The sequence below is a fragment of the Rhizobium sp. N324 genome (genome assembly GCF_001664485.1).
GTDB lineage: Bacteria > Pseudomonadota > Alphaproteobacteria > Rhizobiales > Rhizobiaceae > Rhizobium.
On record NZ_CP013630.1, the window covers coordinates 2,660,493 to 2,675,705 of the forward strand.

10 protein-coding genes and 1 riboswitch are annotated in these 15,213 nt (G+C 63.3%); of the genes, 3 read left to right on the forward strand and 7 right to left on the reverse strand.

Annotation, left to right across the window (positions count from 1 at the left end):
* Window positions 1–80: 80 nt before the first annotated feature.
* On the forward strand, window positions 81–866 hold the full coding sequence (locus AMK05_RS12840; protein ID WP_064838926.1) for a TSUP family transporter: 786 nt from the start codon (window positions 81–83) through the stop codon (window positions 864–866).
* Window positions 867–899: 33 nt separating this feature from the next.
* Here AMK05_RS12840 and cobO read toward each other — a convergent pair whose 3' ends face one another.
* From cobO to cobU, 4 genes are read right to left on the reverse strand one after another with little or no spacing between them, the layout of a single operon-like run.
* Window positions 900–1,535, reverse strand: coding sequence for a cob(I)yrinic acid a,c-diamide adenosyltransferase (cobO, locus tag AMK05_RS12845; RefSeq protein WP_064838928.1), 636 nt, complete (start codon window positions 1,533–1,535; stop codon window positions 900–902).
* Complete coding sequence (gene cobN / locus AMK05_RS12850; protein WP_064838930.1) at window positions 1,532–5,419, reverse strand: cobaltochelatase subunit CobN; 3,888 nt, start codon at window positions 5,417–5,419, stop codon at window positions 1,532–1,534. Before cobN ends, cobO begins: the two co-directional genes overlap by 4 nt.
* A gap of 4 nt (window positions 5,420–5,423) precedes the next feature.
* Window positions 5,424–6,473 carry a cobalamin biosynthesis protein CobW gene (cobW, locus tag AMK05_RS12855; RefSeq protein WP_064838932.1) on the reverse strand — a complete coding sequence of 350 codons (1,050 nt, stop codon included), beginning with the start codon at window positions 6,471–6,473 and terminating at the stop codon, window positions 5,424–5,426.
* 4 nt (window positions 6,474–6,477) lie between these two features.
* Window positions 6,478–7,002, reverse strand: coding sequence for a bifunctional adenosylcobinamide kinase/adenosylcobinamide-phosphate guanylyltransferase (gene cobU / locus AMK05_RS12860; protein ID WP_064838935.1), 525 nt, complete (start codon window positions 7,000–7,002; stop codon window positions 6,478–6,480).
* 290 nt (window positions 7,003–7,292) lie between these two features.
* Window positions 7,293–7,689: riboswitch (cobalamin riboswitch) on the reverse strand.
* Window positions 7,690–7,970: 281 nt separating this feature from the next.
* On the opposite strand from cobU, the gene AMK05_RS12865 reads away from it, so the two are divergent.
* Window positions 7,971–9,761 (forward strand): chloride channel protein, encoded by a 1,791-nt coding sequence (locus AMK05_RS12865; protein WP_064838937.1) that lies wholly within the window; start codon window positions 7,971–7,973, stop codon window positions 9,759–9,761.
* Here the strand turns inward: AMK05_RS12865 and AMK05_RS12870 are convergent.
* The 3 genes from AMK05_RS12870 to AMK05_RS12880 all read right to left on the reverse strand — a co-directional run bounded on the left by AMK05_RS12870 (window position 9,710) and on the right by AMK05_RS12880 (window position 13,664).
* Window positions 9,710–10,819 (reverse strand): adenylate/guanylate cyclase domain-containing protein, encoded by a 1,110-nt coding sequence (locus tag AMK05_RS12870; RefSeq protein ID WP_237352090.1) that lies wholly within the window; start codon window positions 10,817–10,819, stop codon window positions 9,710–9,712. The genes AMK05_RS12865 and AMK05_RS12870 overlap by 52 nt on opposite strands.
* Before the next feature lie 259 nt (window positions 10,820–11,078).
* A complete protein-coding gene (locus AMK05_RS12875) occupies window positions 11,079–11,849 on the reverse strand; it encodes an SDR family oxidoreductase (RefSeq protein WP_064838939.1) in 771 nt (256 codons plus the stop codon).
* A 360-nt stretch (window positions 11,850–12,209) separates the two neighbouring features.
* Window positions 12,210–13,664 carry a cobyric acid synthase gene (locus tag AMK05_RS12880; RefSeq protein ID WP_064838941.1) on the reverse strand — a complete coding sequence of 485 codons (1,455 nt, stop codon included), beginning with the start codon at window positions 13,662–13,664 and terminating at the stop codon, window positions 12,210–12,212.
* 543 nt (window positions 13,665–14,207) lie between these two features.
* Here AMK05_RS12880 and AMK05_RS12885 point away from each other — a divergent pair.
* Window positions 14,208–15,209 (forward strand): glycine betaine ABC transporter substrate-binding protein, encoded by a 1,002-nt coding sequence (locus AMK05_RS12885; protein WP_171899778.1) that lies wholly within the window; start codon window positions 14,208–14,210, stop codon window positions 15,207–15,209.
* The last annotated feature ends 4 nt before the right edge of the window (window positions 15,210–15,213 follow it).

Sequence of the window (15,213 nt, forward strand, 5' to 3'; positions counted from 1 at the left end):
CCTGCTGTGTCCTTGCAGCCATTGCAGCTTGAGACGGGAAATGCAACAAAGCCAGCCGAAAGCCCCTCCGGAATACCGTCTTGCCTGACATTGCCCTTCATCTGCTTCTGCTGCTCTGCGCGGCAGCCTTCTTTGCCGGTTTCGTCGATTCGATTGCCGGCGGCGGCGGTCTCATCACCGTTCCCGCCATGCTGATCGCCGGCATTCCGCCGCTCCAGACGCTTGGCACCAACAAGGTGCAGTCGATCTTCGGCGCCGCTTCGGCAACACTCGCCTATGCCCGCAAGGGCCATGTGCAGCTTCACGAACAGCTGCCGATGGCGCTGATGGCGGTCATGGGCGGGGCGCTAGGCGCTGCCCTTGCCACGATCGTGCCCGGACAGATGCTGCAAGCGATCATGCCGGTGCTGCTGCTGTCGATCGCGATCTTCTTTGCCGTCAAACCGAACCTCAACGACGTCGACACCCATCGCCGCATCACGCCCTTCGCCTTCGGCCTGACGCTGGTCCCGGCCATCGGCCTCTATGACGGGGTCTTCGGCCCCGGCACCGGTTCCTTCTTCATGCTCGCCTTCGTCACGCTCGCGGGCTTCGGCGTGCTGAAGGCGACCGCCCACACCAAGCTCCTCAATCTCGGCTCGAATCTCGGCGCGCTGATCGTCTTCGCAAGCTTCGGCGCGATACTCTGGAAGATCGGCCTGTTGATGGGCGTTTGCCAGTTCCTCGGCGCGCAGCTCGGTTCGCGGCTCGCCATGCGGATCGGCGCAAAGCTGATCAAGCCGCTGCTGGTGATCGTCTGCGTCGCCCTTGCCGTCAAACTGCTCGCCGACCCGGCAAATCCGCTGCGCGTCTGGCTCGGCGTCTAGCCGCCGAACCTAATCTCGTCGTCTTCGAACGCCTCAGAATTCAACGCCCGGCTGGCCCTTGATGCCGGAGCGGAAAGGATGCTTGACGAGTTCCATCTCCGTCACCAGATCGGCGATCTCGATCAATTCCTCTTTGGCGTTGCGCCCGGTCAGCACGACATGCGTCATGGCGGGCTTCTCGCTCTTCAGGAATTCGACGACCTCGTTGATATCGAGATAGTCGTAACGCAGCGCGATGTTGATTTCGTCGAGCAGCACCATGGAATTGCGTTCGTCGCGGATCAGTTCCTTGGCCTTCTCCCAGGCAGCAGAAGCCGCAGCGACGTCGCGGGCGCGGTCCTGCGTTTCCCAGGTGAAACCCTCGCCCATGGTGTGGAACTGGCAGAGATCGGAAAAATGCGTCTCGATCAGATCCCGCTCGCCGGTCCACATCGCGCCCTTGATGAACTGCACGACGGCAGACGGTTTGCCATGAGCGATGTGGCGGAAAATCATGCCGAAGGCAGCCGATGATTTGCCCTTGCCCTTGCCGGTATGGACGATGATCAGCCCCTTGCCATCGGTCTTGGTCGCCATGATCTTGTCGCGCGCGGCCTTCTTCTTCGCCATCTTCTCGGCATGGCGCGCATCGTCCTTGGCCGTTTCGTTGTCCGGGATCTCGTCAGTCATCGGTTCACCTCATTCTGTTGTTTGGCCAGGTCGAACCGGGCCGAATTGCTGCGCGGCGTCCAGAGGCTGCGGTCGATCGCCTCAGAGAGCCGCGCCGTCATCTCGTCGAATGCCGCCGGATTCTTTTCCACCATGAAATCGCGCACAGTGGGATCGGTGACGAAAGCCTGATAGACTGCCTCGAAATGATGGGCGCCGACTGCGCCCGTCGTCGCCGCGAAAGCGAAGAGATAGTCGACCGTGGCGGCGATCTCGGCCGCGCCCTTGTAGCCGTGGCGCATGACGCCCGATATCCATTTCGGATTGACGACACGCCCGCGCACGACGCGGCCGATCTCCTCCTCCAGCGAACGGATCACCGGCTTTTCCGGTCTCGAATGATCGTTGTGATAGATCGAGGGACGCGCGCCGGTCAGCTGTTCGGCCGCCGCCGCCATGCCGCCCTCGAACTGGTAGTAGTCATCGCTGTCGAGCAGGTCGTGCTCGCGATTGTCCTGGTTCTGAACGACGGCCTGCACCGAGCGCAGCCGCTCCTCGAACAGCCCGCGTTCGGCCTTGCCCTCCTCGCCGGCGCCATAGGCATAGCTGCCCCAGACGAGATAGGCCTCTGCGAGATCGGCCCGCCGCTCCCAGCCCTTTTCGTCGATCAGCGCCTGTAATCCGGCACCATAAGCGCCGGGCTTCGAGCCGAAGACCCGGTAGCCCGCCCGGCGTTTCGCCGCGGCGGCGTCGAGACCGGCAGCCGCAAGTCTTGCCGCTTCGCCGCACATGCGGGCTGCGATCGGGTTGTCGGTCTCATCCTCTTCAAGCGCGCCGACAGCGCGGATCGCCCTATCGAACAGCGTGATCTGCTCGGGAAAGGCGTCACGGAAGAAGCCGGAGATCCGGAGCGTCACGTCGACACGCGGCCGCCCGAGCACAGCCTGCGGTATGATCTCATAGCCGGTGACGCGGCGCGAGCTCATATCCCAGAGCGGCTTGACGCCGATCAGCGCCAACGCCTGGGCGATATCGTCGCCGCCGGTGCGCATGTTCGACGTGCCCCAGGCCGTCAGCCCGAAGGAGACGGGCCAGTCGCCGTGATCCTGTACATAGCGGCGGATCAGCAGCTCGGCGGATTTCTTGCCGAGTTCGTAAGCCGCCGGCGTCGGCACCGCGCGGCTGTCGACCGAATAGAAATTGCGACCCGTTGGCAAGACATCGGGCCGCCCGCGGGTCGGGGCGCCGGAGGGGCCAGGGGCCACGAAGCGGCCGTCGAGGCCGGAAAGCAGGCCTGATATCTCAGCCGCGCCGCAGGCAAGAATCGAAGGCTTGAGACGGGTCTCGATCTCGAAAAGCACCAATCTGGTTTGGGACCAGAGAGTCGGGCATTCCATCTCACCGGCAACGAATTTCGCCGCCAGCAGCTCGATCCGCTCGACGGTGTCGCCGTTGGTGCGCCAGGGGGCGTCGAGGAGGCCTGCGAGGATGGCGGGCCGCGGGCCGGTCCAGAGTGCGGCCATGTCGCAGTCGAGCGGGTCGAAAGAAGGCCCCTCCCCAACCCCTCCCCACAGGTGGGAGGGGCTAGCTGGGCGCACCGTCTCATCATCAGCTTTCGTAGCCAAGGTTGCCGCGAGCGCAGCGGTAAGTCCCTCCCCCTTGTGGGGAGGGGTTGGGGAGGGGTTTTTCAACACATCCCCCGCAATTGCCCGCTGCAGACTCGCATCCCCACCCTCGCCCAGCCCACGCGGCACCCTGGCCAGCGCCACGGTCAAATCGGTCAGCAGCCGCCCCTCCGGCGAAACGCCGAACACATGCAGTCCATCGCGAATCTGCATTTCCTTGAGGTCGCAGAGATAGGCATCGAGCTTCTTCAGCGCTTCGCCTTCGCTTTCGCCGCTCGTTATGCCGGCATCCCGGTCGAGGCCGATATCGGTGACAAGATCGAGGATCTGCCGGCTGAGCAGCCGGATGCGGCGGGGATCGCCGCCGGAGGCCTCGTAATATTCGTCGACGAGCGCTTCCAGATCCTTGAGCGGCCCATAGCTCTCGGCCCGGGTCAAAGGCGGCGTCAGGTGATCGATGATGACGGCGGCAGCCCGGCGCTTGGCCTGACTGCCCTCGCCCGGATCGTTGACGATGAAGGGATAGAGATGCGGCAGCGGCCCGAGGATGGCCTCGGGATAACAGGTCTCCGACAGCGCCAGTGCCTTGCCCGGCAGCCATTCGAGATTGCCGTGTTTGCCCATATGAATGACCGCGTGGGCGCCGAATTTTCCCCGCAGGAAGGCGTAGAAGGCAAGATAACCGTGTGGCGGCACGAGATCCGGCGAATGGTAGCTCTCCTTCGGATCGATATTATAGCCGCGCGCCGGCTGAATGCCGACGAGAACGCCACCGAAGCGGGCAAAAGGCAGGACGAAGGCGCCGTCGCGAAAATACGGATCGTTCCCGGGATCGCCCCAACGGGCCCTGACCTCATCCTGAATCTGATTGGGAAGAGACGCCAGGAAGCTGTTGTAGAGACTCAGGGATAACGTCTCGCGGATGACGCGGCCGTCATGTCCCGAATTGGTCGGTCCTTCCATCAAATGCCGGATCAGCGTGTCGCCATCGGCCGGAATATCGGAGAGCGGGTAACCCGCTGCTTCCATCGCGCGAAGCACCTGGATGCTGCCGGCCGGCGTATCCAGGCCGACCCCGTTGCCGAGCCGGCCGTCGCGGTTCGGGTAGTTCGCCATGACGAGCGCGATGCGCCGGTCGTGTGCCGGCGTGGCGCGCAGCCGCGCCCAGTTGGCCGCGAGTTCCGCCGTATAGCGCACCCGGCCGGCGACTGGTTCGCTGGCGACAATGTTGGTTTCGACAGCCGCATCGTAACGCGCCGCCGTCTTGAAGGAGACCGCCCGCGCCAGCACCCGGCCGTCGACTTCGGGCAGCGCCACGTTCATGCCGAGATCGCGCGCCGACAGGCCTTGCGACGAAGCTGCCCATGCCTCCCGCGACGAGGCCGACAGGATTGCCTGCAGCACCACCGCCCCATTCGCCTCCAGCACCGTCGGCTGCCGGTCGGCACCGGGCGCGGAGACGGCAAAGCCGGTCGTGTTGATCACAACATCAGGTTTCAGCGCTGAAAACACGCTTTCGAGAATGCCGGTCGAGACGGGATCCTTGAGGCTATAGGCAAAGACCGGCAGCGGCCGGAGGCCCTGCGCCTGCAAGGCTTCGATCAGCGCCTCGATCGGCCCGGTTTCGCCGCTCTGCACGAGGGCGCGGTAGAAGCTGATGGCGACGATTGGCCCCACCGCCACCTTCTCCGCCGAATGTGTCACCCGCCGCCACTCCTCGACCCCGATCAGCCCCCGCCCCGGCCACCAGAGGCCGGCCTTCATCAAAGGCACCGCCGGTGCTGGCTTTTCCGCGCCCGACAGCATCGCCCCGGCATAATCAAGAAAGGCGCGCGCATTGGCATCGCCGCCCTCGATCAGATAGGTCCAGAGCGCGTTGAGTTCGTCGAGCCCGACATTCGAAAACGGCGTCAACCCCGCATCCGGCCTGGCATCGCCGGGCAATACCGCAATCAGCGCGCCATTGCGGGCCGCACAAGCATGCAGTGCCTCCAGCGCATAATGGAAATAGCTGGCGCCCCCGAGCGCCCGCACGATGATGAGCCTGGCATGCCGCGCCGTGCGCTCGACATAGGTATCGACCGACATCGGGTGCTTGAGGCTCATGAGACTGGCGAGCCGCAGCGAATGCGGGCCACCGCAGGCGCGATGGGCGGCTGCGATTGCCGCCAACTCGCTGTCGGCGGCCGACAGGCACAGGATATCGCCCGGCGTCTGGCCGAGGTCGATCGCCTCCTCGCCGTCGCTGATCGTTCCCTGCTGGGCCAGAAGCAGATGCATCCGTTTATACCAGCGCCTCGATCGCCATCCGCACAGCAGCCTCATCCATCTCATGCAGGCCGATGACGACGAGACGTGTGCCGCGCTGTTCCCCAGGCGTCCAGGCGCGATCGAAATAGTGGTCGATGCGGCTGCCGACGGCCTGGAGTTGCAGGCGCATCGGCTTGCCGGCAACGTCGACGAAGCCCTTGAGGCGCAGCACGTCATGGGTTGATATGATGCTCTTCAGCGCCTCGACGAAACTGGCAATATCGGCGACCGGGCCGAGATCGACGACGAAGCTATCGAATTCGTCATGATCGTGCGGTGTGCCGTCCTCATGCTCGAGTTCGTGATGCGACTTGCGATTGGCGATATCGTCCTGCGTGCCGATGCCGAGACCGAGCAGGATGCCGGCCGGCACCTCGCCGTTCCTCGCCTCGATCATTGCCGGCTTGCGTGCAGTGCGGGAAGCGACCTCGTCGCGCACCCGGCTAAGACCGGCCACGTCGATCAGGTCGGTCTTGTTGAGCACGATCAGATCGGCGCAGGTGAGCTGATCCTCGAACAGCTCCTCGATCGGGCTCTCGTGATCGAGCGATTCATCCTCACTCCGCGCTGCCTCGACAGCATCGTGGTCGTCGGCGAAGCGGCCGGCGGCGACGGCGGCGCTGTCGACCACCGTGATGACGCCATCGACGGTGACCTGGGTGCGGATGTCAGGCCAGTTGAAGGCCGCGACCAGCGGCTGCGGCAAAGCAAGGCCGGAGGTTTCGATGACGATATGGTCGGGCCGCTGTTCCCGTTCCAGGAGCTTTGTCATCGTTGGGATGAAGTCGTCGGCAACTGTGCAGCAGATGCAGCCATTGGTCAGCTCGATGATATCGTCCTCGCTGCAGTTTTCTGCGCCGCAGCCCCTCAGCACCTCGCCGTCGACGCCGAGATCGCCGAACTCGTTGATGATCAGCGCGATCTTCTTGCCGCCGGCATTGGTGAGCAGATTGCGGATCATCGTCGTCTTGCCGGCGCCAAGGAAACCGGTGATGACGGTTGCGGGAATTTTCTGCTGGTTCATGGATTTAACCCTTCATTTTCAGCGGCAATCCTGCCGCGATGAAATAGACTCCGGCGGCCTTTGCCGCGATCATCTGGTGGAGACGGCCGGCATGATCGCGAAAATCCCGCGCCATGCGATTGTCGGGCACGATGCCGAGGCCGACCTCGTTGGAAACGAAAACGAGCCGCGCCTTCGCGTCAGGCAGGAAATCAGCGAGCGCCGTAAACTCCGCGGTCATATCCCGCTCCTCCATCATCAGATTGGTGGCCCAGAGCGTCAGGCAGTCGATCAGCACGATACGCCCCTCGCCGTCGATGGCGGCAAGCTTGCCAACGAGATCGAGCGGCTCCTCATGCGTCGTCCAGGAGAGGCCGCGATCGGTCCTGTGCTGGGCAATGCGCGCCTGCATCTCGTCGTCCCAGGCCCGGCCGGTCGCGAGATAGTGGCGGTCGAGGCCGGTTGAAACGACAAGGTTTTCGGCAAAGCGGGATTTGCCGGAGCGTGCGCCGCCGAGGATAAAGGTGGTGTTGGTCGAAGCGATCGTCATACGCAAGCGCTCCCGCTAGAGAGGGCGCGGCGGCGCCACATCCCTCTTCTCCCCAGCGGGGAGAAGGTGCCGGCAGGCGGTTGAGGGGGTGAGCGGCGAAGCCGCGAATGCACTGAGCACAAGCGAAGGGCAAAATGACGGAGGCGCCGTGCGGCCCCCTCTTCGGGCCACCTTCTCCCCGCGGGGGAGAAGGGGAAATCCATACGCACCACACAAGGCAGCGCCGAATTCAATCGTTCAGCCAAAACAACCTCCGTGCTGGCAGCGGGTCTCTTGCCCAGGGTTGGGCTTCTCGCCCGGCACGAATGGCAGGTCTCCTGGCTCGCGGTTGTCGGCCGCAATCGGGGCAGACCGGAAACCGGTCGCCCCTGATCGTGCCGGCGGATCTGCCTCGCCTTCCCGGCCGCATCGGTGAAGAGGTGGACGATTCGTAGAAATAGAGGCGTCCGACCCCGGTTGATCACAATGCATGTCCAGTGGCTTTTCCGGCATGTCGCCCGCCCTGCCCGCCTGCACCATTGCAGACTGCCGGCCGGAAGGGCTGGATGCCGGATGGAAGACCCTGACCGCTCTACAGTCGCGGGGTCGGCTGTGATGAAGGCGCCCGGTTTGGGTCCGCCCCGTCACATTCCCTTTTCATCCGGAAAGGCATAACACCGATCCGGAACCATCCGTTATATCCGAGGATGGTCAGATGACCATCCTCGTGGGATGGCCAAACGACCATCCGTTGAGGGATGGTTAGGCAAGCCTGGGGATGGAGTCAACGGCCTTGGTGTGACTGCGAAGCTGGCCGGCCGAAAGAGGGTGTCGCATAAAAACGACTTATTCTAGCTAGAAAGTCTTCTTAGATCAGTAGCTTACGTCATAAAAATTTAGCCCGACCGCCGGGTTTTTGCCGCAATTCCATCGCAAGCGGACAGCACCCCCGCCCTTGACCGGGCCTCTCTCCGCCTAGTTGTCTAGCCATGCTTATGAAATTGGATCGGCGCCGTTTCCGTGCGCTGCGTGTCTTCTTCGACCCGGGGCGGCTGCGCGCTCTGACTCGCCGCAGCGAAGTCGGCCTGTCGCTGGCGGGCGCCGTCGTCGGCATCGCCTCAGGGCTTGCGGTCACCGGCATGAGCTACGTTTCGAATGAGCTGCACCAGCTGGTCTTCGGCATACCGGACAGCGAAAGGCTGAGCTCGTCGGTGATCGACGACAAGCTGCTGCTGCTCTCCGCCCCCGTCATCGGCGGCATTCTGCTCGGGCTGTTGCTCTTCATTTTGGCCAAGCGCCGCAAGAAACCGATGGTCGACCCGATCGAGGCCAATGCGCTGCATGGCGGCCGCCTGTCCTTGACCGACAGCATCATCGTCGCTGTGCAGAACCTGATCTCCAACGGCTTCGGCGCCTCCGTCGGCCTGGAGGCCGGCTACACCCAGCTTGCCGCCGGCCTCGCCTCGAAATTCGGCCTGAAACTGCAGCTCCGCCGCTCGGATCTGCGCATCCTCGTCGGCTGCGGCGCAGCCGGTGCCATCGCCGCCGCCTTCAACGCGCCGCTGACCGGCGCCTTCTATGCTTTCGAGCTGATCATCGGTACCTATACGATCGTGTCGCTGACCCCTGTGGTCGTCTCGGCCCTCGTTTCCACTTTGATCGCAAGGCTGCTGGCCGAAGGCGATTTCACCATCGATATCGGCAGCTTCGGCGCGGTCGTGCCGGCCGATTATATCCCGGCGCTGCTGCTTGGCGCCTGCTGCGCCGGCGTCGGTATCCTGATCATGCAGGGCGTCTCCTTCGTCGAAGAACTGGCACGCAAGAGCTCGATCGCCCCGCCCTTCCGTCCCGCCCTCGGCGGTATCATCGTCGGGCTGCTGGCGATGATCTCGCCGCAGGTGCTGTCGGCCGGCCACGGCGCGCTGCATCTCAACCTTTCCCGCGACGTGGCCATCCCGGCGCTGGTCGGCCTCCTCCTGTTGAAATCCTTGGCCTCGGCGATCTCGATCGGCTCGGGCTTCAGGGGCGGCCTGTTCTTCGCCTCGCTGTTCATGGGCGCCCTGCTCGGCAAGCTCTTTGCCTATTGCGGTCCCTATTTCGCTGATGCGACGCTGACGCCGGTCATCTATGCCGTGGTCGGCATGAGTTCGCTTGCCGTCGCCGTCATCGGCGGGCCGCTGACGATGACGTTCCTGGCGCTCGAAATTACCGGCGACTTCCCGATCACGGCGCTGGTGCTCGCCGCCGTCATCACCTCCTCGCTCGTCGTGCGCTCGACCTTCGGCTACTCCTTCGCCACATGGCGCTTCCATCTGCGCGGCGAAAGCATCCGCAGCGCCCATGACGTCGGCTGGATCCGCAACCTGACGGTGGACAAGCTGATGCGCGCCGACGTCAAAACGGCAAGAGCGGGCATTTCGCTGGAGGAATTCAAGCAGGCCTTCCCGATCGGCTCGACCCAGCGTGTCATCCTCGTCGAGGAGAGCGACAAATATGCCGGCCTCGTGCTGGTGCCGGAGATCTACGCCAATCCGACTGACACCCAGGACGAGGGCAAGACGCTGGCCGACTTCATCCACTATCGCAACGATTTCCTGCAGCCGCAGATGAATGCCCGCCAGGCGGCGGCGATCTTCGACAAGAGCGAAAGCGAAGCACTCGCCGTCGTCAACAACCTGATCGAACGGAAGGTGGTCGGCCAGCTCAGCGAAAGTTATACGCTGCGCCGTTACAGCGAAGAACTCGACCGCCGCCGCCGAGAGGTCTCGGGCGAGATCTGACCCATCGCTTGCGTTGCCCCGGCGTCGGCGATCTTGAAGACGTCAGCCCGCTTCGAAACCCCGCGCAATTCGAAGGATCCGAGATACTCGCAATCCACGGCACAGGTCGTCGCGAAGCTCTCCGACAGCAACAGGTGCTGCTCAAGCGTGCCGCAGAGCTTTTCCAGCCGCGACGCTTCGTTGACGGCCCTGCCGATCACCGTGAAGTCGAGCCTGCCGTGGGCGCCGACATTTCCGTAGAAAACCTCGCCGAGATGCAGCACGACATCGATGCCGATATCGGGACCTCCGTTGCGCGTCCGCTCGCGATTGAGCTCTTCGTTGGCCCTCAGCAGATTCTGGGCGGAGGCCAAAGCCGCCTTGCACGCCTTTTGCGGGTCCTCAGCCTCGGTCGGAAAGATCGCCAGCACGCTGTCGCCCATGAACTTCAGGATCTCACCGGAATTTTCCTCGACATGCCGGTCGATCAGCTCGAAATGCTCGTTGAGAAACCCGACGATCTCGCCGGGCTGATAGACCTCGGTCAAGGCCGTGAAATTGCGAAGGTCGGCCAGCAGGATGGCGGCATCGATGGAACCGCCCATTCCCCTGCGGGTTTCGCCGGCCAGGATGCGCGCGCTCGTCCTGGCGCCGGTATAGACCGCGAGGATATCGGTCGCCGTCTTCGAAACCGCCACGCGGTAGGCCGCCAGTCCGAGCGCCGGGAACAGCGCCGCGACAATCGCCAGCTGATCATCGGAAAATCCGCCCGGCGCGTCGCTCGTCAGCGAGAAGCCGAGCCCGCGCAGCGCGACTTCCTTCGGGAATTCGAACAGGCTGATGACGTGATCCGTGCCCCCGGAAAGCGCGAATTCGTTGAGTTCGGTATAATCGAGCCCCTCGCCGCTCGCCAAATTCCATCGCCCCGTTCTTTCGCCGCGGCTCAAGAGGTAAAAGATCGGCGTCCTCTCGAAGTCACGCTCCGTCTCGCTGCCGTGCTCCGCATTTTCAAGGACGGTCTCACCGCCCCGCATGAAATTGGCCGCGACGCCGCGATACATGGGATGCAGGGACGGCATTCTGATGCTCGCCCGCCAGATCGGAAACCCGTCCGCGATCAGCCGTTCACACAGGCCGGAAACGAGCTCGCCAATATGCTCGCTGGTGATTCCCTGCTCTATAATCCATTGAATATGGTCGCTAATTTTCGAATCTCCACATGAGCCGGCGCAACCTTATGTCCGCAAATCGGGCAAATGGGCGGCGGTACCGAACCGGGCTGCCACCACATCGATAGATAGCCGCCTCCCGTCGATATTTCCAGCGGTCGATGACGGCTCACATCCTGACGGTCATGCCGCCGTCGACAGTCAGCACGTGGCCGTTGACGAAGGAGGCGCCGCCGCTTGCAAGAAGCAGCGCCGCGCCGGCGATCTCGTCGGGGCGTCCCCAGCGCTGGACCGGAATGCGCTGGCGCACGAAGGGCATCAATTCCTCGTTCGCGGCCATCGCCGCATTCGTCTCCGTGGCGAACCAGCCGGGCGCAATCGCGTTGCTGGTGATGCCGTACGGACCGAATTCGACCGCCATGCCGCGCATCAGTCCCGTCAGGCCCTGCTTTGCAGCCGGATAGACGCAGTCGCCGGGCATGACGACATGACCGCTAATCGAGGTCACCGCGATCAGGCGGCCATAATTGCGCCGCTTCATCAGCACGGCGGCGTCCCGCGAAAGCATCATCGCGGCGGCCAGATCGGTGCGCAGCAGTTCGATGATCGCGTCATCGTCGAATTCGGCCAACGGCCGTCTGTCGCGGGCGCCGACATTGTTGATCAGAATATCGAGGCGGCCGTGGCTGTGGTCGATATCGGCCATCACAGCACGCTGCGCTTCGCTGTCGGCGATATCGAAGGCCGCAGCCTCCGCCGTGCCGCCCGCGGCACGAATGATGTTTACCGCATCTTCCAGCGTCGCCGCCGTGCGGCCGGTAACGATGACATGGGCGCCGGCCTCCGCAAGGGCGCGCGCCATCTCGAAGCCCAGACCACGGCCACCGCCGGTCACGAGCGCCACCTGACCTGCCAGTGAAAATCTATCCAATACGCTCATGGTTATACTCTCGCCCGGATTCTCGTGGGGAGGGAATTAATGGACTCAGTCAACCAATTTGGCAAGAGTGGAACGGTAGACGTTGGACGCAAATCGCTGCTCCGAGCATCTCATCTTTCTCCGTCATTCCTGTGCTTGTCACAGGAATCCAGCCACGGCGCGTCCGTGCCGTGAACGACTCGTTCCCAGGCAGGGGATCTCTCGCGCCCAGGGACCTGGGCGCACTGGATTCCTGTGACAAGCACAGGAATGATGGAGGAGAGGTTAAGCACCTCGGATCAACCGCACATACCGTGGGGGACGTCCTTCCAGCGGGGAGCAAGACAGCGCGGCAATCCCCCGCCTAACGCACATCCATCCCTACTCCAGCAACCCCGCAAGCCAGTGCGCATCGAGATGCTTCCCCAGCTCGCTCGCGATCTCATCCAGCGCCCGCTCGACGCTCTCGCGGTAATTCCTCTGCTCGCCCGAGAGCCCGAAGCTTTGCAGCAGCCGGGCGCGATAGGCGTCGCTGCCGAAGAGCCCATGCAGATAGGTGCCCATGATTCGGCCGTCGGCCGAAAGCGCCCCGTCGGGCGCGCCGTCGATAATCGCCGAAGGTCTATCGCAATCCGGGCCGCGGGTGATGCCGAGATGGATCTGGTAGCCGGCAAGCGGCACGTCGTATTCGGTCGAGCGGGCATGGCTGTTGCGCAGAGTTTTCTCAGGCGCCATCTCGGTCTCGACGTCGAGAAGCGCAAGCCCCGGCGTCTCAAGCGTCCCGCCCTCGATACCGAGCGGATCGTGCACCGTGCGGCCGAGCATCTGGTAGCCGCCACAAATGCCGATCACCCGGCCGCCGCGCCTGACATGCGCCTGCAGATCCCGGTCCCAGCCTTCCGCCCTGAAATCGGCGAGATCCGATATCGTCGATTTCGAGCCGGGAAGAATGACGAGGCTCGCATCGGCAGGCAGCCGTTCGCCTGATCGCACGAAGACCAGTTCGACGTCCGGCTCGGCCCGCAGCGGGTCGAGATCGTCGAAATTGGCGATGCGCGGCAGCACCGGCACGGCGATCTTCAGTGCACCCGCACCGCCCTTCGCCAGCCGTTCGAGCACGACCGAATCTTCGGCCGGCAGACGCGCGGCACCCGGCAGCCACGGCACGACGCCGAAACACGGCCAGCCGGTAAAGCCTGCGACGGCGCGGATGCCGTCGTCAAACAGTGAGATGTCGCCGCGGAACTTGTTGATGATATAGCCCGCAATCATCGCCCGGTCGGCATCGTCGAGGATCGCATGCGTGCCGACCAGTGAGGCGATGACCCCGCCACGGTCGATATCGCCGATGAGCACGACCGGCACGCCGGCCAGCGTCGCAAAACCCATATTGGCGATATCGCCGGCCCTGAGATTGATTTCGGCCGGCGATCCGGCACCCTCGACGATGACGAGATCGGCGCCCGCAGCGACTTTTTCGAAGCTTTCCAGCACCGCGCCGAGCAGCTGCGGCTTCAGCCGCTGATAGTCCCGCCCCTTCGCCTGCCCGAACACCCTGCCCTGCACGATGATCTGGCTGCCGTTTTCCGACTGCGGCTTCAGCAGCACCGGGTTCATGTGCACCGAGGACGGCGTGCGCGCCGCCAGCGATTGCAGCCACTGCGCCCGGCCGATCTCGCCGCCGTCATCGGCAACCGCGGCATTGTTCGACATGTTCTGCGGCTTGAAGGGCCGAACGGTGAGGCCCCGATTGGCGGCCAGCCGGCAGAGGCCGGCGACCAGCACCGTCTTGCCGACATCCGAGCCGGTTCCCTGCAGCATGATCGCTCTTGCCATTGGCGGCCTGTATCCGTCCTTCGTTCAGGCGAGGCCTACAATGGCCGGCAATCCCGGGTCAAGGCGCCAGCTGAAAACGCGAAAACCGCGCATGGCCTTGGCTCTGCGCGGTTTGCCGAAAACTCAGGCGTCTTCACCCCTACACGGCGAAGCTCGCTTTCTCCGGTACGCACTACCTGAACCGGAGAAGCAGCGGTCATTGCCGCCACGACCCAACTGATAACGGCACATTCTTACCGGAGAGTTATTGAAGGCTTACGCAAATGTTAATTTTGATCTTTTTTGACTTTCTCGCCGAAATTTCTGCTGGGGATCCGCCGGCGATCGCCAACAGCGTGCAGTTCGCTTAAAGGCGCCATTTTCGGGATGTTGAGATAAATTATTCGAATTCAATCATTTAGTACTGCAACCATTAGCAGAAGACGGTTGATTTCTGCGAGCGAACGCGTAGGCTTCCCAAAAACGCCATTTTCGAGCCATGACCTGCGATAAGCTGCCGGAGCGCGTCTCAAAGACGCGGCGCTGTAAGGAAGAATTCGGGGAATGACGATGAAGACGTTTCTGATTCCGGCCGTCTTTGCCGCGGCTCTTTCTGCCGTCGCGCCGGCCGAAGCCGCAGAATGCGGCAAGGTTTCGATCGCTGAGATGAAATGGGCCTCGGCCGGAATTGCGGCGAACTTCGACAAGATCATCCTGGAAAAGGGCTATGGCTGCTCCGTCACCATCGTCGACGGCGACACCCTGCCGACCTTCGCCTCGATGAACGAGAAAGGCACCCCCGACATTGCCTCGGAATACTGGATCAACTCCGTCAGGGCCTTGCTCGATCAAGCGGTCAACACCGGCCGGCTGGTGCAGGGAGCCGAGATCCTGGCTGACGGCGCCGTCGAGGGCTGGTGGATCCCGAAATTCATCGCCGACGCCCATCCCGACATCCGTTCGGTCGAAGATGCGCTGCGGCATCCGGAACTTTTCCCCGCCGAGGGCGATGCGGCGAAGGGCGCGGTCTACAATTGTCCCGCCGACTGGAGCTGCCAGATATCGACCACCAACCTGTTCAAGGCGCTTGCCGCGGACAAGAAGGGCTTCGAACTCGTCGAAACCGGCAGCCCCAAACAGCTGGACGCTTCGATCGCCTACGCCTTCGACAACAAGGTCGGCTGGCTCGGTTACTATTGGGCGCCGACCGCCGTCCTCGGCAAATACGACATGACGCGGCTGAGCTTCGGCGTCGGCCACAACAAGGCCGAGTGGGACCGTTGCACCGCGGTCGCCGGCTGCATCAGGCCGCAACTCAATTCCTACCCGGTCTCGCGCGCTTTCACGTTGATGACCAGGTCTTTTGCCAGCCGTGCCGGACCGGTCACCACCTATCTCAAAACCCGCAAATGGGACAATCAGACGATTAACCAGGTGCTGGCCTGGCAAGACGAAAACCGCGAAAGCAACGAGGACGCCGCAATCCATTTCCTTCGCAATTACGAGGGCCTGTGGATGAAATGGGTTCCCGCCGATATAGCCGAGAAGGTCAAGGCGAGCTTATAACGAC

Coding starts and splice junctions, on each gene's coding strand:
- AMK05_RS12880 (WP_064838941.1), bottom strand. CDS start 13,664: ATGGCAAGAGCGATCATGCTGCAGGGAACCGGCTCGGATGTCGGCAAG.
- cobW (WP_064838932.1), bottom strand. CDS start 6,473: ATGAACCAGCAGAAAATTCCCGCAACCGTCATCACCGGTTTCCTTGGC.
- AMK05_RS12865 (WP_064838937.1), top strand. CDS start 7,971: ATGCTTATGAAATTGGATCGGCGCCGTTTCCGTGCGCTGCGTGTCTTC.
- cobU (WP_064838935.1), bottom strand. CDS start 7,002: ATGACGATCGCTTCGACCAACACCACCTTTATCCTCGGCGGCGCACGC.
- AMK05_RS12870 (WP_237352090.1), bottom strand. CDS start 10,819: ATGCCGTCCCTGCATCCCATGTATCGCGGCGTCGCGGCCAATTTCATG.
- AMK05_RS12875 (WP_064838939.1), bottom strand. CDS start 11,849: ATGAGCGTATTGGATAGATTTTCACTGGCAGGTCAGGTGGCGCTCGTG.
- cobO (WP_064838928.1), bottom strand. CDS start 1,535: ATGACTGACGAGATCCCGGACAACGAAACGGCCAAGGACGATGCGCGC.
- AMK05_RS12885 (WP_171899778.1), top strand. CDS start 14,208: ATGACGATGAAGACGTTTCTGATTCCGGCCGTCTTTGCCGCGGCTCTT.
- cobN (WP_064838930.1), bottom strand. CDS start 5,419: ATGCATCTGCTTCTGGCCCAGCAGGGAACGATCAGCGACGGCGAGGAG.